Source organism: Stenotrophomonas geniculata, assembly GCF_034508895.1.
GTDB lineage: Bacteria > Pseudomonadota > Gammaproteobacteria > Xanthomonadales > Xanthomonadaceae > Stenotrophomonas > Stenotrophomonas geniculata.
The window spans coordinates 2659620-2676547 of the sequence record NZ_CP140571.1 but is presented as its reverse complement, the minus strand read 5'-3'; the positions used below and the strand labels follow the sequence as shown (position 1 = coordinate 2676547).

Genomic DNA, 16928 nt, shown 5'->3' with positions numbered 1-16928 from the left:
CACCCTCGCCCATGGAAAGTTGGTCGGGCCCAGGGTGGGAAGGCCGGTCCGGTCCCTTCCCACGGCCAGGCCGCGTGGGCGTATTGGGCCGCAGCGGCGTTGCAGGGAAATGACCGCCGGACTGCAATTCATCGGGTAGCGCCGGGCCATGCCCGGCGGAATGCGAGAAGCGCCGCGCTGCGCGCTCGCCGGGCACGGCCCGGCGCTACCCGATCCGGTTTCCGCTGGGCGGAAACGAAACGCGCCCCGAAGGGCGCGTTTCTGCAGATCGCAGCGGAACGAAGGCTTACGCCTTCTTTTCCGCTTCGATCTGCTTGCGGATCTGCGCATCGACCGCCGCAATGGCGGTCATGTTCAGGATCCGGCGCGAGGTCGCGCTGGTGGTCAGGATGTGCACCGGCTTGTTGACGCCCATCAGGATCGGACCGATCGCCACGCCGTCGGTGAACACGCGTACCAGGTTGTAGGCGATGTTGGCCGCTTCCAGGTTCGGCAGCACGAACAGGTTGGCGCGGCCCTGCAGGGTCGAGCCCGGCAGCAGCTTCTGCCGCAGCGCTTCATCCCATGCGGTGTCGCCCTGCATTTCGCCGTCCACGTTCAGACGCGGGTTGCGCTTGAGCAGCAGCTCGCGCACCTGGCGCATCTTCAGCGCATCCTTCGAATCATGGCTGCCGAAGTTGGAGTGCGACAGCAGCGCCACCTTCGGCTCGATGCCGAACAGCTTCATGCGGTAGGCCGCCTGCAGGGTCGCTTCGCACAGCTGCTCGGCGGTCGGGTCTTCCTGCACGTGGGTGTCCACGAAGAAGAACACGCCCTGCTGGTTGATCACGCCGGTCATCGCCGAGGTCGAGGTGACCTTCGGCTCCAGCGGCAGCACGCTGCGCACGTAGCCCAGCTTCTTGTGGAAGCGGCCGACGATGCCGGTCAGCATCGCATCGGCTTCGCCACGGGCCACCATCACCGCCGCGATCAGGGTCGGGCGCGAACGCATCAGGTTCTTCGCCGCGGCCACAGTCACGCCACGGCGGCCGGTCAGGCCGTGGTAGTACTGCCAGTATTCGTTGAAGCGCGGGTCGTCGTTGATGTTGGTGACTTCAACGTTCTCGCCGATCTTCAGGCGCAGGCCGAGGCGCTCGATGCGCGATTCGATCACTTCCGGGCGGCCGATCAGGATCGGGTGCGCCAGGCCGTCATCGACCACGTTCTGCACCGCCTGCAGCACCACTTCCTCTTCGCCCTCGGCATACACCACGCGCTGCTTGTCGCTGCGCGCGCGGTCGTAGACCGGCTTCATCATCAGGCTGGTGCGGTAGACGAACTGGGCCAGCTTGTCGCGGTAGGCGCCCATGTCGGCGATCGGGCGCGAGGCCACGCCCGAATCCATCGCGGCCTGGGCCACGGCGGCCGACAGCTCCACCAGCAGGCGGCGGTCGAACGGGCGCGGGATCAGGTATTCACGGCCGAAGCTCGGCGTCTCGCCACCATAGGCCGAACCCATGTCGGTGGCCGCACGGCGCGCCAGCGCAGCGATGGCGCGCACGCAGGCGATCTTCATTTCTTCGTTGATCGCGGTCGCGCCCACGTCCAGCGCACCACGGAACAGGTACGGGAAGCACAGCACGTTGTTGACCTGGTTCGGGTAGTCCGAACGGCCGGTGCCGATGATCGCGTCCGGACGCGCGGCGCGCGCCAGTTCCGGCATGATTTCCGGGGTCGGGTTGGCCAGCGCGAAGATCACCGGATCCGGCGCCATGGTCTTGACCATGTCGGCGGTCAGGATGCCCGGTGCCGACAGGCCCAGGAAGATGTCCGCGCCGTCGACGATCTCTGCCAGGGTGCGCTTGTCGGTGTCGCGCGCATAGCGCTGCTTTTCCGGGTCCAGGTCGGTACGGCCGGTATGGATCACGCCCTCGCGGTCGAAGGCCAGGATGTTCTCCGGCTTCAGGCCCAGCTGCACCAGCATGTTCACGCAGGAAATGCCGGCTGCGCCCATGCCCGTGGTCGCCAGCTTCACTTCCTCGATCTTCTTGCCGGTGATCGCCATGGCGTTGAGCACGGCCGCGCCGACGATGATCGCCGTGCCGTGCTGGTCGTCATGGAACACCGGAATCTTCATGCGCTCGCGGAGCTTGCGCTCGACCACGAAGCATTCCGGCGCCTTGATGTCTTCCAGGTTGATGCCACCGAAGGTCGGCTCCAGCGAGGCGATGATGTCGACCAGCTTGTCCGGGTCGGTTTCATCCACTTCGATGTCGAACACATCGATGCCGGCGAACTTCTGGAACAGCACGCCCTTGCCTTCCATCACCGGCTTGCCGGCCAGCGCGCCGATGTTGCCCAGGCCCAGCACCGCGGTGCCGTTGGAGATCACCGCCACCAGGTTGCCGCGGGCGGTCAGCTCGCTGGCCTGCTGCGGGTCGGCCTTGATCGCTTCACAGGCGTACGCCACGCCCGGCGAATACGCCAGCGACAGGTCTCGCTGGGTCAGCATGGGCTTGGTAGCGGAAACCTTGATCTTTCCCGGCGGGGACATCCGGTGGTAATCGAGGGCGGCCTGTTTGAAATCTTCGTTGGACATCGATGTGGGTTACATGAATGGGCAGAAGGGACAGGGGATGATACCCCCGTTGGAGCGTCTGGACCTGTCGCTATCCTGTCGCAGGCATGCTGCGACCGCACAATTCCGTGCCGTATGCGACGGTACCGGGATACCAGCTTCGGCGTCTGCCATGACAGCCATGGGACGCCCTGAAACGCCGCGGGGCCGTACCACTGTCGTGATCGGCCCCGCGGTACCACACACCTGGATCAGCCCCTGGCCGGCAGCGCCTCGGGCACGGCATCGATCAGCGGCGGCAGTTCGCTTTCGCGGCCATCCAGCGCCAGCTGCAGGCGGTTGCGGTCCAGCGCACCCTCCCAGCGCGAGACCACTACCGTGGCCACGGCGTTGCCGATGAAGTTGGTCAGCGAGCGGCATTCGCTCATGAAGCGGTCCACGCCCAGGATCAGCGCCATGCCAGCCACCGGCACTTCCGGCACCACCGCCAGGGTCGCGGCCAGGGTGATGAAGCCGGCGCCGGTAACGCCAGCGGCACCCTTGGAGCTGAGCATGGCGACCAGCAGCAGGGCGATCTGGTGGCCCAGGGTCAGTTCGGTGTTGGTGGCCTGGGCGATGAACAGCGCGGCCAGGGTCATGTAGATGTTGGTTCCGTCCAGGTTGAACGAATAGCCGGTCGGGACCACCAGGCCCACCACCGACTTGCTGCACCCGGCGCGTTCCATCTTTTCCATCAGCGACGGCAGCGCCGACTCCGACGAGGAGGTACCCAGCACCAGCAGCAGTTCGGCCTTCAGGTAACGCGCAAGCTTGAACACCGAGAAGCCACACAGGCGGCAGACCAGGCCCAGGATCACCGCCACGAACAGGAACGCGGTGAGGTAGAACGAGCCCACCAGCCAGGCCAGGTTGATCAGCGAGCCGACGCCGTACTTGCCGATGGTGAAGGCGATTGCGCCGAAGGCACCGATCGGGGCGGCCTTCATCAGGATGTGCACCAGCTTGAACACCGGGGCGACCAGCGCCTCCAGGAAGTTCACGATCGGCTTGCCCTTCTCGCCCACCGATGCCAGCGCGATGCCGAACAGCACGGCCACGAACAGCACCTGCAGGATGTTGCCATCGACGAACGCGCTGAGCAGCGTCTTCGGGATGATGTCCATCAGGAAGCCGACCAGGGTCAGGTCATGCGACTTCTCGACGTAGCTGTGCACCGCGGTCTGATCCAGCTCGGCCGGGTTGATGTTCATGCCGGCGCCGGGCTGCACCACGTGCGCCACGATCATGCCGACGATCAGTGCCAGCGTGGAGAAGAACAGGAAGTACGCCATCGCCTTGGCGAACACGCGGCCCACCGTGCGCAGGTGGGTCATGCCGGCGATGCCGGTGACGATGGTCAGGAAGATCACCGGCGCGATGATCATCTTCACCAGGTTGATGAAGGCATCGCCTAGCGGTTTCATCTTCTCGCCGATCAACGGCTCGTAGTGGCCGAGGATGGCGCCCAGGACGATCGCCACGATCACCTGGAAGTACAGCTGGCGATAGATCGGCAACGGCTTTGCAGGCACCGGTGCTGCGGTCGGGATGTGCATGGCGGACTCCGGAAGGGGCGTTTTCAGGCACGTACGGCCCCGGGACTGCACGGGAACCGTAACCGTGGAAACTGATCGCAGGCCCTGTGCTGCACGCGCAGGGGGTGCGACCAATGGACGCCTTTGTACGCGCCGGGCACGCTGGCGCAGATAACCTATTGGTACTAGCCCCCCGGTTCAGGTGGCCGCGATGCCTACACTGGCGCCGCACCGCCCGATCACGGGGAGGCCGGTGGCCCGGGCTGAACGGCCGGGCGCGTCATTGCGAAAGTTCCGGCCCTTGCGGCCGTTGTTGTCCTGTCCACACGCAATCTGAGAGAGCCGCACCTAATGCGCCCGATTCCCACCTTGCTGGCCCTGTCGCTGGCCGCGCTTCCCGCCTTCGCTTCGGCTGCCGATTTCGACAACTGGCCGACCAGGTACGCCTTCGGCGACGGCACCGAATTGGCCGCGACCGCCAACATCGCCTACGACTACAACGATTTTTCCTCGGGCAGCGGCCTTGAGGACGATGACGCCGTGCGCCGCAAGGAATTCGGTGCGACGCTGAAGAAGAAAGGCGTCTATGACGCGATGGTCTACTACGACTTCCAGTCCGACACCTGGCTGGACGTGTTCGTGCGCTTCGAAAGCAAGGCCTTCTTCGGCCGCGACATCGGCCGCTTCCGCTTCGGCTACATGAAGACCCCGGTTGGCCTGGACGCGAACACGTCTTCGCGCGCCGGCAGCTTCCTGGAAACCGCACTGCCCGTGCAGGCCTTCTACGCCGGCCGCCGCACGGGTGTGGAATGGGTGCTGGAGCGCCCGCAGTACCTGCTGCAGGCTGGCGCCTATGGCGGCAAAGACCTGCAGGGTGACAACCCCGGCACCACCCAGGCCGTGCGTGCGGTGTGGACCCCGGTGAAGGCGCCGGGTGATGTAATCCACCTGGGCCTGGCCTACTCGCAGGAAAATCCGCGTGGCTACAGCGATGGCCGCGACGTGCACCACGAGGCCAGCGCGCGCCTGCGCGCACGCCCGGAGGCCGGCCTGACCGACATCCGCTATGTCGATTCCGGCGCGCTGGTCACCGCCGACCAGATCCGCCGCACCGGCCTGGAAGGCATCTGGATCCGCGGCCCGTTCTCGCTGCAGGCCGAAGCCCTGCGCGCCACGGTCACCCGCCATGATGGCAAGCCCGACTACACCGGCAGCGGCCAGTACGCGATGGCCAGCTGGGTGTTGACCGGCGAATCGCGCCCGTACAACGCAGGTGCCGTGGCCAACATCAAGCCGGCGCACGACTACGGCGCGGTGGAACTGGTGGCCCGCTACAGCCGCATGGACCTCGACGATGACAGCATCCTCGGCGGACGCCAGCACGACCTGACCCTGGGTGCGAACTGGTACCTGACCAGCCACTTCAAGTTCCAGGCCAACTACGTCAAGGTCGACGCCAGCCGTCGTGGCGTGCACAGCACGCCGGAGATCTTCGAACTGCGCGCGCAGATGCACTTCTGACCCCTTCCACGTCAGATCCCGGCGGGCGTGCACGCCACGCCCGCCGGCCCTGCGTAGACTGCCGCCATGTACTGGCTCAGCCGCCACCGCATGCTGTTGCTGACCATCCTGGTGATGGTCGGTGGCACCGTGCTGTGCGCCGTCGCCGCCGGCCACTACGCCTGGCGGCGCGCCCTCGGCGAGGAAAGCAGCCAGGTGCAACGCCAGCTGCAGCTGTATGGACAGGGCCTGCAGCAGCGCATCGACCGCTTCGGCACGTTGCCGCAGGTGCTGGCACTGGATCCGGATCTCCTGCACGCCCTGCGCGTACCGCCCTCGCCTGCCGAACGGCAGCGGCTGAACCTCAAGCTGCAACGCGCCAATGAAGTTACCCGCGCCTCGACCCTGACCCTGGTGGGCCACGACGGCGTGGCAGTGGCAGCCAGCAACTGGGACCAGCCGACCACCAATGTCGGCGAGAACTACAGCTACCGCCCTTACTACCGCCAGGCACTGGCGCAGGGCCGCGGCCGCTTCTACGGCATCGGCATGACCACCGGCGTGCCCGGTTACTACCTGTCGCAGGCCATCGAGGAAGACGGCCAGCGGCTGGGCGTGGTGGTGATCAAGGTCGAGCTGTCGGCGCTGGAACAGGAATGGTTGAGCAGCCCCGATGTGGTGCTGGCCAGCGACGACCACGACGTGGTGTTCCTGGCCAACCGTGACAGCTGGCGCTACCGGCTGCTGCGCCCGCTGGGCGCCGACGAGCGCCGCGAGATGCTCGATGCCCGCCAGTACGCCGACCGCGCATTGCAACCACTGCGTGCGCGTACCGAAGACGTGCTGGCCGATGGCGGCCGCATGGTGCGCCTGCTGGATCCGGCGCTGCCGCAGCCGATGCTGTGGCAGAGCCTGCCACTGCCCGCCGAAGGCTGGAACCTGCACCTGCTGCACGATGCCAGTGCCGCCACCGGCGCCGGCCGCGCCGCGGCACTCACCGGTGGCGCTGCATGGCTGGCGCTGGGCTTCCTGGTGCTGTTCGTGCAGCAGCGCCGGCGCCTGGCCAAACACCGCCTGCGCAGCCGCCGCGAACTCGAAACCCTGCTCAAGCAGCATGCACAGGAACTGCGCACCGCACAGGATGGCCTGCTGCAGGCCGCAACTGACGCTGACAGCGGCCTCAGCCGCAGCCTGGCGCATCTGCCGCAGGGCGTGGTGGTGATCGACCGCGAGCTGCGGCTGGTGGCATGGAATGCGCGCTATCTGGAACTGTTCCGGTTCCCGGCAGACCTGGTTCGCGTCGGCCGGCCGATCGAGGAACTGTTCCGTTTCAATGCACGCCGTGGCCTGCTCGGTCCCGGCCCGGTGGACGAGGCCATCGAGCGTCGCCTGAACCACCTGCGCAGCGGTCGCCCGCACATGCGCGAAAGCGAGAAGGACGACGGCACGGTGCTGGAGATCCGCGGCAATCCGCTGCCCGACGGCGGTTTCGTCACCAGCTATGCCGACATCACCAGCTACAAGAACGCCGCGCGCGAACTGCGTTCGCTGGCCGATGCGCTGGAGCACCGCATCGCCGAGCGCACCCGTGACCTGGACGAAGCACGCCGCGAAGCCGAACAGGCCAACCGCTACAAGACCCGCTTCGTCGCCTCGGCCGTGCACGACCTGCTGCAGCCACTCAACGCTGCACGCATGTTCGTCTCGGTGCTGCGCGGCAAACTGAGTGATCCGGCGCAGCAGCAGACCAGCGACCACATTGATGCCGCGCTGGCCGCGCAGGACGCGATTCTCAACAGCCTGCTGGATATCGCGCGACTGGAATCGGGCAGCCTGCCCACGCGTGTGCAGGCGTTCCGGCTCGGGCCGCTGCTGCAGACGCTGGCGCGCGAGTTCGGCATCGCCGCACAGTCACGCGGGCTGGTGGTCGACTGGGTCGATACCGATGCGGTGGTGGTCAGCGATGAAGCCCTGCTGCGCCGCATCCTGCAGAACTTCCTGTCCAACGCGCTGCGCTACAGCGAACGCGGCCGCGTGCTGCTGGGTTGCCGCCGCCGCGAAGGCCTGCTGTGGATCGAAGTGCACGACCAGGGCCCGGGTATTCCGGATGCGCTGCAGGACGAGATCTTCGAGGAGTTCCGCCGCCTTCACGACGGCCAGCAGCGCGGCGCTGGCCTTGGCCTGGCGATCGTCGATCGCATCGGTCGTCTGCTCGGCCATCCGATCCGCCTGCGCTCGCAGCTGGGCCAGGGCAGCGTGTTCGCGGTGGGCGTACCGTTCGGCGACGCCAGTGCGATTCCTGCTACGGCACCTGCGCCGGTGCTGGTGCAGGAACCGGCCGCGGACAATCCGCTGCGCGGGCGCCGGGTGTGGGTGATCGATGATGATCCGCACGTCTGCGCCGCCAGCCGCGCGCTGCTGGAACGCTGGGGCTGCGAGGTGATGCTGGCCGATGGCCCGCAGGCCGCGTTGCAGCTGGCAGCGACAGGCGCGGTACCGGAGCTGGTGCTGCTGGATGTGCGCATGGGCGATCACCACGGACCGGTGCTGTACGAGACGCTGGCGGAACTGTGGCAGGCTCGCCCTCCGGTGGTGCTGGTCACTGCCGAGCGCGATGCGGGATTGCGTGAGATGGCCGCCGAGCGAGGCTGGGGGATGATGGCCAAGCCGGTGAAGCCGCCGGCGCTGCGGGCGCTGATGAGTCAGTTGCTGATCCGGCATCGCGGGTAGTTTCCAGCCAACGGCGCAGCCCCTCGTGGGTGGTCGCGCAAAGCAGTTCATCGGTGGGGCCGGGTAGATGGGCTGCACAGGGGGCGCTGCAAGTACGTCCCTGTAAGCTCGGTCGCCGCATCCATGCGGCTCACGCCCCTGTGCAGCCCATCTACCCGGCCACGGACCCGTTCCGTGCGCGTCCACCCTCGGAGAAGAAAAAAGATCAAAAGCGGGTCGCCCGCTGCGCTTGCTCGTGTAGAGCCGAGCCCATGCTCGGCTGCTTTCCGGCCGGTCCGCGAAGCCGAGCGTGGGCTCGGCTCTACAAAAGGCGGCCTGACAGCCTGCTTTTGCTTCTGATCTTTTTTCTTCTCCGTGGGTGGCAGGCCACCGAAATCTGTCAGAGGCCGGTCGCAGCGTCTGCTTTCAGCAACCAACCCAAACCCACCCACGAGGGGCTGCGCCGTTGGCCGGAAACTACAACCCGATGCCGGCGTCGCCCTCGGGCTCCAGTGCCTTCACCAGCACCGCTGCCTGCGTTCGGCTATGGCACTCGAGTTTCTTCAGGATCGCGGTGACATGCACCTTCACCGTGTTCTCGGCCAGGCCCAACGTATAGGCGATCTGCTTGTTCAGCAGGCCATCGGCCAGGCACAGCAGCACGCGGAACTGCTGCGGGGTCAGCTGCGCCAGGCGGCTGGCCAGCAGTGCATCGGCCTCCGAACGCTCGGCGGCCATCGCCGGGAACCACAGGCCACCATCGAGCACCGCCTGCACGGCCTCGCCGATGGTCTCGGCCGGGGCCGACTTCGGGATGAACCCGGCCGCGCCGAACTGCTGGGCACGGCGGATCACCCGCGGATGGTCGTTGGACGAGAGGATCACCACCGGGATGTCCGGATGCGAGCCACGCACGTGCAGCAGCGCGGAAAAACCGTGCGCGCCTGGCATGGTCAGGTCGAGCAGCACCAGGTCCACATCCGGATGTGCGTCGAGTGCTTCGGCCAATGCCTCGGCGCTGGCGACCTCGCGCACCTGCGCCAGCGGCAGGCTCTGCCGCAATGACTGCACCACCGCCGAACGCAGCAGCGGGTGGTCATCGGCGATCAGGATGGTGTATTCGCTCATGCGGCCATTGTACGGGCAGGCCGGAGCCTCAGCGCCCTGCCGACTCCACGCTGCTGCGCCAGGCATCGAGGAACTGGCGGCGCTTGAGCGCGTCCAGATACACCAGCAGGCCCGGACCCAGCTGGATCGGGCGGCGGCTGCGGCCCGGCGCATCATCGCCGCGCGCGTTGCCGGTCACGATCGGCATCAGCCGTGCCTCGCGCGACAGCACCTGCTGGCCGCGTGGCGACAGCAGGTAGTCGAGGAAGCGCCGGGCTTCTTCCGGGTGCGGGCCGGTGCGCGGAATCACTGCGGTGCGCAGCACCACCAGCGTGTAGTCCTCGGGCTCCACAATGCCCAGCGGCGCGCCGGCATCAACGCGCGCCTGCGCGTAGGAGCCGAGCACGTTGTAGACCAGCGACAGCTGTCCGCTGGCCACCTTGTCCAGCAGCACGCCGGTGCGCTCCTCGCGCACCACGTCGTTGTCGCCCAGCGCGCCCAGCAACGCACCGGCGATGCTGCCACGCTGCGCATCCTGGGTAGACAGCAGGTAGCCGACGCTGCTGCGCTCGATGTCATAGGTGCCGACCCTGCCGCGCAGCGGAGCTCCCTCGGCGCGCAGCCGGTCCAGCAGCTGCCGACGCGTGTGCGGCACCTTCGCGGCCGGCAGCATGCGGGTGTTGTAGACCATCACCACCGGCTCGTAGCTGATGCCGAAGGCCTCGTTGCGCCACTGTGCCCAGGCCGGCAGTGCAGCGGTCTGCGCCGAACGGTGTGGCAGCGCGTGGCCATCGTTGACCAGCTTGGTCTGCAGATCCATGCCGCTGGAGATCAGCAGGTCCGGCGATGCCGGCCCGCCGCGGTCGTGCAGGTAACGCGCGTACAGGTCCTGGGTGATGATGTCCTCGTACACCACCTCGGTGCCGGGATGCAGGCGCTGGTAATCGGCGATCACCACCGCGAACACTTCGATGTCGGTGGTGCCGTGAATGCGCAGCTGCGCAGTGGCCTTTGCCTGGGCCGGGAAACGGCGTACGTCGCCGGGCGCGGCCAGTACCGGCAGGGCCAGCAGCAAGGCAACGGCAGCAGCGAACAGGCGGATCATGGACTGCTCCGTGGCAGGCGGATGGTGGCGACCAGCCCGCCCTGCGGGCGGTTGCTGAGGTCGATGCGGCCGCCATGGCTGTCGACCACGCGCTTGACGATGGCCAGGCCCAGCCCGGCGCCGCCGGACGGCGCGCCTTCGCCACGGGCGAAGCGCTCGAACACGCGTTCGGCATCAGCGGGGGCGATGCCTGCGCCATGGTCGGCAATGGTCAGCACCGCCTGACCGCCTTCCACGGTCAGCGCGATCTGCAACGGGCCCTCGCCGCCGTACTTCAGTGCGTTGTCGACCAGGTTCTTGATCGCCTCGCGCAGCAGCAGCGCGTCGCCGTGCACCTGCACCGGCTCGGCGGTCATCGCAAGTTGCACGCGCGGTGCCGGGCCGGCCTGCGGCAGGGCTTCATGCAGGGCCTGGTGCACGGTCTCGGCCAGGTCCACCGCCGCAAAGCGCTGCAGGTGCGAGCGATGGATCACGCTGGCATCGCTGAGCAGCTGGTTCAGCAACCGGCTCATGTGGGTGGCATTGCGCTCGATCGCCTGCAGGCTGCGCCGCATGTCTTCGGGGTCGTCGTCGTCCAGCGCAAGCTGTGCCTGCGCGCGCAGGGCAGCCAACGGCGTGCGCATCTGGTGCGCGGCCTCGGCCATGAATGCGCGCAGTGTCTCGTTGCTGCTGGACAGGCGTTCCATGAAGCGGTTCAACGCCGCCACCATCTGGTCCATCTCGCGCGGCACGCGCGCGTCGAGGGGCTTCAGGTCGGACGGTTCGCGGCGCGACAGCTCGCGTTCCACCCGCACCAGTGGGCGGAACGCGCGGTGCACGCCAAACGCCACCAGCGCCAGCAGCAGGCCGGACAGCACGCCGATCGCCAGCAGTGCGCGATTGACCATGTCCTGCGCGACGGCTTCGCGCGCACGCCGGGTCTGGCCCACCTGCACCTGCACCTCGCCCTGCGCCGAGGCCGCGGCGAAACTGCGGCTGACCACTACGAAGCGTACGGTCTCGCCGCTGTACGCCGCATCAAACAGCTGCGGCTGCGTGCCCGGACGGCGCGGCGGCGACGGCAGATCGCCATAACCTGTGATCAGGTTGCCGCGGCTGTCGGCCACCCGATAGAACACGCGGTCTTCCGGGGCCATCGCCAGCAGGTCCAGCGCCGCATAGGGAAGATCGACCTGCCACTGGCCATCGACCAGCGCCACCGAATCGGCGATGGACAGCGCCGAAGACACCAGCAGGTGATCGTAGGAACGGTTCGCCGCGCGCTGGCCATAGTCGCGCGCGGCGAACAGCAGCGCCACCGCGAACACCGCCAGCAGCGCGCCGAGGTAGAGCAGCAGCGTTCGCCGCAGCGAACCTGGCGCCGCGTTCGCAGCGCGTGCGTCAGCCATCGGCGTCGGCGCTGCCATCGCTGGCTTCCAGCAGGTAGCCGACACCGCGCACCGTGGTGATGCGCAGCGGTGCGCCGGCCAGCTTTCTCCGCAGGCGACCGACGTACAGCTCGATCGCATTCGGGCCGGCTTCGTCGTCGAAGCCGAACAGGCCGTTGCCGATCTCGTCCTTGCCGACCACCTGACCGAGGCGGCCGACCAGAATCTCCAGCAGCCGGTACTCGCGGTTGGGTAGCTCGATAGGCTCGCCGTCGAGACTGACCCGATGCGCGGCATTATCGAACTGGAAGCCGCCGATCTGCACCACTTCGCTGGCCTGGCCTCGTGCACGACGCAGCAGCACGCGGCAGCGCGCTTCGAATTCGCGGAAATCGAACGGCTTGCCCAGGTAGTCGTCGGCGCCGACATCCAGCGCCTGCACGCGGTCTTCGATGCCATCGCGTGCGGTCAGCATCAGCACCGGCGTGCTGTCGCCACGCTCGCGCATGCCGGCCAGCACGCGCAGGCCATCGAGCTTGGGCAGGCCGATGTCCAGCACCACCAGGTCGAAGCTCTGGTAGCGCAGCACGCTGGCGGCGGCCAGGCCATCGGCCTGCCAGTCCACGGCGTGCCCACTGCGGCGCATGCGGCGGATGATCGCATCGGCCAGATCCGGGTTGTCTTCGACCAGCAGCAGGCGCATGGGCAGGAGGGTGGGAGGGGAAACGAATGCTACCGCATGCCGCTGCCGCGCTCGCCGGGCCCTGCCAGGAAGCAGCGAGCCGCTTTACGCTGCACCGCACAATCCGTTGACAGGACCATGACAGCTTGCCCGACCCAGACTGCGGCCGCGCACCGTCCGGTGCCCACGATTGCCGCGCGCCTGGCGCGCACCTGGGAGGGTTTGTGGAATTCACGTTTGCCTGGCGGCGTCCTGCCGCCATGATGGCGCTGGCTGTCCTGTCGGCGCCGGGCTTCGCTGCCGAAGACGACCGTCCGGTCACCGCCACCCTGGGTGGCCGCCTGCATCTGGACTTCGCCACCTTCGACAACGACAACCGCGGCACCCCGAACAAGGACGACACCGAAATCCGCCGCGCGTGGGTTGACGTATCCGGCAAGTTCTTCGTGGTCGACTACAAGCTGGAGGCCGATTTCTCCGGCGACCGCGTCGAGGCCAAGGACGTGTACCTGGCGCGCAGCTTCGGCAAGGCCGGCAAGCTGACCGTCGGCCAGTTCAAGCAGTACTTCTCGCTGGATGACCGCACCAGTTCCAACTACGGCAGCTTCCTGGAGCGCGGCAACGCCGGCACCACGCTGGCGCCGCTGTACCGGCTGGGCGCGTCGTGGCAGGCCAATCCGGGTGACTTCACCTGGGCCGCCAGCATCTACAGCCTGGAAAGCATCGACGCCTGGCAGGTGAAGGGGCGTGCTGCCGGTGGCCGTGTCACCTGGGCGCCCTCGCCCGCCGATGGCGACGTGCTGCACCTGGGCCTGTCGCTGGCCCGCGAGGCCTATGACAACCCCGGCGCGAACGGCGTTCCGGGCCTGAAGATCCGACCACGCCCGGCCGGCCACCTGTCCGATGAAAGCCGCCTGACCCTGGTCGACTTCTCCGCCGGCCGCGATACCGACGTCAACAAGTGGTCGCTGGAATACGCGCAGGTGCGCGGCCCGCTGTCGTGGCAGGGCGAGTTCAGTGGCGCTACCTTCGATGACGGTGCGCAGCGTGGCGACGTGATGGCCGCCTACGGCATGGTCAGCTGGTTCATTACCGGCGAAAGCCGCGCCTACGACCGCAAGACCGGCCGCTTTGCGCGGGTGAAGGACATCCGCCACAAGGCCGGTGCCTTCGAAGTAGCGCTGCGCTACGACCAGATGTGGGGTGCGCAGCATCTCGATGGTGCGCCGGACCTGCGCCGTGGCAGCACCGAAGCCTGGACGCTGGGTGGCAACTGGTACCTGCGCGACAACCTGCGCTTCATGCTCAACGTGATCGAAAGCCGCAACCGCGACCGCTTGGCCGGGGTGACGGTGGACCGCACGCGCGCGGTCACCGGACGCCTGCAGTACGACTTCTAAGCCCGAATTCCCGGGTATGCCGCCCGGGCCCCTTCCACTCCCCCACGTCCTGTATTCGCAAGGAGTCCGCAGATGATGCTGAGCATCCTCGGCTTTGGCATGGTCATTACGTTCATGTACTTGATCATGAGCAAACGCCTATCGCCGCTCGTCGCCCTGATCACCATTCCCATCCTGTTCGCGCTGATCGGCGGCTTCGGCGCCGGCATCGACGAGATGATGCTGGAAGGCATCAAGAAGATCGCACCGACCGGCGTGATGCTGATGTTCGCGATCCTCTACTTCGGGGTGATGATCGATGCCGGCCTGTTCGACCCGCTGGTGCGGGTGATCCTGCGCTTCGTCAAGGGCGATCCGATGAAGATCGTGCTCGGCACCGCGGTGCTGGCGATGCTGATCTCGCTTGATGGCGATGGCTCGACCACCTACATGATCACCGTCTCGGCGATGCTGCCGCTGTACCAGCGTCTCGGCATGAACGCGCTGAACATGACCTGCGTGACCATCCTGGCCGGCGGCGTGATGAACCTGACCCCGTGGGGCGGCCCGACCGCACGCGCGGCCACCGCGCTGCACGTGGACCCGGCCGATGTGTTCGTGCCGCTGATCCCGTCGATGGTGATCGCCTGCGCCGGCGTGCTGCTGCTGGCCTGGTACCTGGGCCTGAAGGAACGCCGTCGCCTGGGTGTTGTGACCCTGCCCAAGAGCGGCAGCTGGATGGACAACAGCGTGTCCGACGACAGCAACGCGCTGCCGACCGTGGAAGATGCCGAAGACATCAAGCGGCCGAAGCTGCTGTGGGTGAACCTGGCACTGACCGTGGCGCTGATGACCGCGCTGATCATCGGCGTGCTGCCGATGCCGGTGCTGTTCATGGTCGGCTTCGCCATCGCCCTGGTGATCAACTACCCGAACCTGGCCGAGCAGCGCCGCCGTGTGGTCAACCACGCCGGCAACGTGCTGTCGGTGGTGTCGCTGATCTTCGCCGCGGGCATCTTCACCGGCATCCTCAACAACACCGGCATGGTCGAAGCGATGTCGCACAGCTTCCTGGCGGTGATTCCGGAGTCGTGGGGCCCGTACCTGGCGGTGATCACGGCGGTGGCGTCGATGCCGTTCACCTTCTTCATGTCCAACGACGCGTTCTACTTCGGCGTGCTGCCGATCCTGTCCGAGGCGGCCAGCAACTACGGCATCACCCCGGTGGAAATGGCGCGCGCCTCGCTGGCCGGCCAGCCGGTGCACCTGCTCAGCCCGCTGGTGCCCTCCACCTACCTGCTGGTGGGCCTGGCCAAGGTCGAGTTCGCCGACCACCAGAAGTTCACCCTGAAGTGGGCCATCGCCATCTCGATGCTGCTGATGATCGGCAGCCTGCTGTTCGGCCTGTATCCCCTCGCCGCCTGACCCTTTGCCAAGGAGCCTTCTGCAATGACGCTTCGAATCGCTTACGTCACCAGTGGAATGGGCAGTGTCGGCACTGCCATCTGCCAGAGCCTGGCCCGCAGTGGCCACACCGTGGTCGCCGGTTGCGCGCCGAACTCGCCGCGCAAGGCCAACTGGCTGCGCGAGCAGCGCGAACAGGGCTTCGATTTCATCGCCTCGGAAGGCAACGCCACCGACTGGGCTTCGACCAGCGCCGCGTTCGCCAAGGTGCGAGCGGAAGTGGGCGAGGTCGATGTGCTGGTCAACAACTCCGGCGGCAGCCGTGATCTGCTGTTCCGGCAGATGACGGTGGAAGACTGGAACGCGGTGATCGCCTCCAACCTCAATGCGCTGTTCAACCTCACCAAGCAGGTGGTGGACGGCATGGCCACGCGTGGCTGGGGCCGCATCATCAACATCGGTTCGGTCAGCGCCCACAAGGGCCAGATCGGGCAGGTGAACTACGCCACCGCCAAGGCCGCGATGCACGGTTTCAGCCGTGCACTGGCTGCCGAAGTGGCCTCGCGCGGCGTCACCGTCAACACGCTGTCGCCGGGCTACATCGCCAGCCAGGCGATCAGCAGCTTCCCGCCGGATGTGCTGGACCGGCTGGCGGCGTCGGTACCGGTGCGTCGCCTGGGCCGCCCCGAGGAAGTGGCCGGCCTGTGCGCCTGGCTGGCCTCGGATGAAGCCTCGTATGTGACCGGTGCCGACTATCCGGTCAACGGCGGTCTGTACATGGGTTGAGCCCGTCTCCACGCAAGGCGTGGACCGCCTCCCCCACGGAGTGCGCGGGGCCGGTGAACCTTCGCTTGCGAGGGGGATCCGGCCCCTTTTTGTTTCTGCATTTTCGGGACGTATTGCCCGATACATCGGCAGAACCGGTGCTATACCTGCCAACGCTCGCCGAGCCCGATGGATGAACGGCCGGAATCGCGGATCAAGGAGGTTGGCATGCGTGCATTGCTGATTGCGCTTCTCGTGGTCGCCACCCCGCCACTGGCGGCCACCCCACCTGCTGCCACTGCGGATGAGGCGGATGCAACCTGGCGGCTCGTGGAGCGCTGGTCCTTGCAGCTGTCACGCTCTGACCTTGTCGCGCAGCTATCACCCCTGGCTCCGGCCGGCTCGCGTTCGGAAGCAAGAATGGGCCGGGGCGACAGCGCCACCATCGATCTGGCGCCATTCGTGGTCGCTGGGAGGATCAAGGGGCCCTCTGGCCAGATCTACACCGACGCGTCGGGGCGAATCATCAAAGGCATTACGCTGCGGCTGAGCGGCGCCTGCATCTCGCGAAAGCAGATGGGTCGTCGCTACCCCGACTTCAATGTCCTTTCCGTGCCGTCAGGGCATAGCCTGGACGAGTCGACGGTGTTCGGCACAGTAGTGAACGGCATCCAGATCGGGTTCTCATTCTCCGAACATGACCGTGACTGCATGGACCAGCTCAAATTGAGCTGGCCTGGGGAGCGCTTCTGATTCCCACCGGCCTACCACCATGACGA

The 16928-nt window shown here is 67.1% G+C and carries 12 protein-coding genes; 6 read left to right on the top strand and 6 right to left on the bottom strand.

All coding sequences use genetic code 11. From position 1 onward, the window contains the following. Positions 1 to 286 precede the first annotated feature (286 nt). Complete coding sequence (locus RI032_RS12360) at positions 287 to 2578, bottom strand: NADP-dependent malic enzyme (RefSeq protein ID WP_043400158.1); 2292 nt, start codon at positions 2576 to 2578, stop codon at positions 287 to 289. 230 nt (positions 2579 to 2808) lie between these two features. Next, positions 2809 to 4152 (bottom strand): dicarboxylate/amino acid:cation symporter, encoded by a 1344-nt coding sequence (locus tag RI032_RS12355; RefSeq protein ID WP_010480813.1) that lies wholly within the window; start codon positions 4150 to 4152, stop codon positions 2809 to 2811. A gap of 330 nt (positions 4153 to 4482) precedes the next feature. Between RI032_RS12355 and RI032_RS12350 the strand changes: the two genes are divergently transcribed. Both RI032_RS12350 and RI032_RS12345 read left to right on the top strand, forming a co-directional pair. Then, entirely contained in the window at positions 4483 to 5652 is a 1170-nt protein-coding gene (locus tag RI032_RS12350) for an OprO/OprP family phosphate-selective porin (RefSeq protein ID WP_322547069.1), read from the top strand. Positions 5653 to 5718: 66 nt separating this feature from the next. Further along, a complete protein-coding gene (locus RI032_RS12345) occupies positions 5719 to 8361 on the top strand; it encodes a hybrid sensor histidine kinase/response regulator (RefSeq protein ID WP_322547068.1) in 2643 nt (880 codons plus the stop codon). A 456-nt stretch (positions 8362 to 8817) separates the two neighbouring features. Here the strand turns inward: RI032_RS12345 and RI032_RS12340 are convergent, their stop codons facing one another. From RI032_RS12340 to RI032_RS12325, 4 genes are read right to left on the bottom strand one after another with little or no spacing between them, the layout of a single operon-like run. Then, a complete protein-coding gene (locus tag RI032_RS12340; protein ID WP_005414428.1) occupies positions 8818 to 9468 on the bottom strand; it encodes a response regulator in 651 nt (216 codons plus the stop codon). A gap of 28 nt (positions 9469 to 9496) precedes the next feature. Continuing rightward, complete coding sequence (locus tag RI032_RS12335; RefSeq protein WP_322547067.1) at positions 9497 to 10552, bottom strand: ABC transporter substrate-binding protein; 1056 nt, start codon at positions 10550 to 10552, stop codon at positions 9497 to 9499. Next, positions 10549 to 11940: a sensor histidine kinase gene (locus RI032_RS12330; RefSeq protein ID WP_322548270.1), complete on the bottom strand. Its 1392-nt coding sequence runs from the start codon at positions 11938 to 11940 to the stop codon at positions 10549 to 10551. The genes RI032_RS12335 and RI032_RS12330 overlap by 4 nt, the downstream gene beginning before the upstream one ends. Further along, positions 11933 to 12622 (bottom strand): response regulator transcription factor, encoded by a 690-nt coding sequence (locus RI032_RS12325; protein ID WP_019337115.1) that lies wholly within the window; start codon positions 12620 to 12622, stop codon positions 11933 to 11935. The genes RI032_RS12330 and RI032_RS12325 overlap by 8 nt, the downstream gene beginning before the upstream one ends. Positions 12623 to 12861: 239 nt before the next feature. Between RI032_RS12325 and RI032_RS12320 the strand changes: the two genes are divergently transcribed. The 4 genes from RI032_RS12320 (at position 12862) to RI032_RS12305 (ending at position 16902) form a co-directional block, all read left to right on the top strand. After that, positions 12862 to 14001 carry an OprO/OprP family phosphate-selective porin gene (locus RI032_RS12320; RefSeq protein ID WP_322548269.1) on the top strand — a complete coding sequence of 380 codons (1140 nt, stop codon included), beginning with the start codon at positions 12862 to 12864 and terminating at the stop codon, positions 13999 to 14001. Between the two features lie 75 nt (positions 14002 to 14076). Then, positions 14077 to 15405 carry a CitMHS family transporter gene (locus RI032_RS12315; protein WP_010480829.1) on the top strand — a complete coding sequence of 443 codons (1329 nt, stop codon included), beginning with the start codon at positions 14077 to 14079 and terminating at the stop codon, positions 15403 to 15405. A 24-nt stretch (positions 15406 to 15429) separates the two neighbouring features. After that, the gene (phbB, locus tag RI032_RS12310; protein WP_005419193.1) at positions 15430 to 16170 is read left to right on the top strand and encodes an acetoacetyl-CoA reductase; all 741 of its coding nucleotides are present in this window, start codon (positions 15430 to 15432) and stop codon (positions 16168 to 16170) included. A 207-nt stretch (positions 16171 to 16377) separates the two neighbouring features. Then, a complete protein-coding gene (locus tag RI032_RS12305; RefSeq protein ID WP_010480836.1) occupies positions 16378 to 16902 on the top strand; it encodes a hypothetical protein in 525 nt (174 codons plus the stop codon). Positions 16903 to 16928: the final 26 nt, after the last annotated feature.

Excerpts from the sequence above, each read along its gene's own strand:
- RI032_RS12350 (WP_322547069.1), top strand. The coding sequence starts at position 4,483 with ATGCGCCCGATTCCCACCTTGCTGGCCCTGTCGCTGGCCGCGCTTCCC.
- RI032_RS12305 (WP_010480836.1), top strand. The coding sequence starts at position 16,378 with ATGCGTGCATTGCTGATTGCGCTTCTCGTGGTCGCCACCCCGCCACTG.
- RI032_RS12340 (WP_005414428.1), bottom strand. The coding sequence starts at position 9,468 with ATGAGCGAATACACCATCCTGATCGCCGATGACCACCCGCTGCTGCGT.
- RI032_RS12355 (WP_010480813.1), bottom strand. The coding sequence starts at position 4,152 with ATGCACATCCCGACCGCAGCACCGGTGCCTGCAAAGCCGTTGCCGATC.
- phbB (WP_005419193.1), top strand. The coding sequence starts at position 15,430 with ATGACGCTTCGAATCGCTTACGTCACCAGTGGAATGGGCAGTGTCGGC.
- RI032_RS12315 (WP_010480829.1), top strand. The coding sequence starts at position 14,077 with ATGCTGAGCATCCTCGGCTTTGGCATGGTCATTACGTTCATGTACTTG.
- RI032_RS12335 (WP_322547067.1), bottom strand. The coding sequence starts at position 10,552 with ATGATCCGCCTGTTCGCTGCTGCCGTTGCCTTGCTGCTGGCCCTGCCG.
- RI032_RS12330 (WP_322548270.1), bottom strand. The coding sequence starts at position 11,940 with ATGGCTGACGCACGCGCTGCGAACGCGGCGCCAGGTTCGCTGCGGCGA.
- RI032_RS12345 (WP_322547068.1), top strand. The coding sequence starts at position 5,719 with ATGTACTGGCTCAGCCGCCACCGCATGCTGTTGCTGACCATCCTGGTG.
- RI032_RS12325 (WP_019337115.1), bottom strand. The coding sequence starts at position 12,622 with ATGCGCCTGCTGCTGGTCGAAGACAACCCGGATCTGGCCGATGCGATC.
- RI032_RS12320 (WP_322548269.1), top strand. The coding sequence starts at position 12,862 with ATGATGGCGCTGGCTGTCCTGTCGGCGCCGGGCTTCGCTGCCGAAGAC.
- RI032_RS12360 (WP_043400158.1), bottom strand. The coding sequence starts at position 2,578 with ATGTCCAACGAAGATTTCAAACAGGCCGCCCTCGATTACCACCGGATG.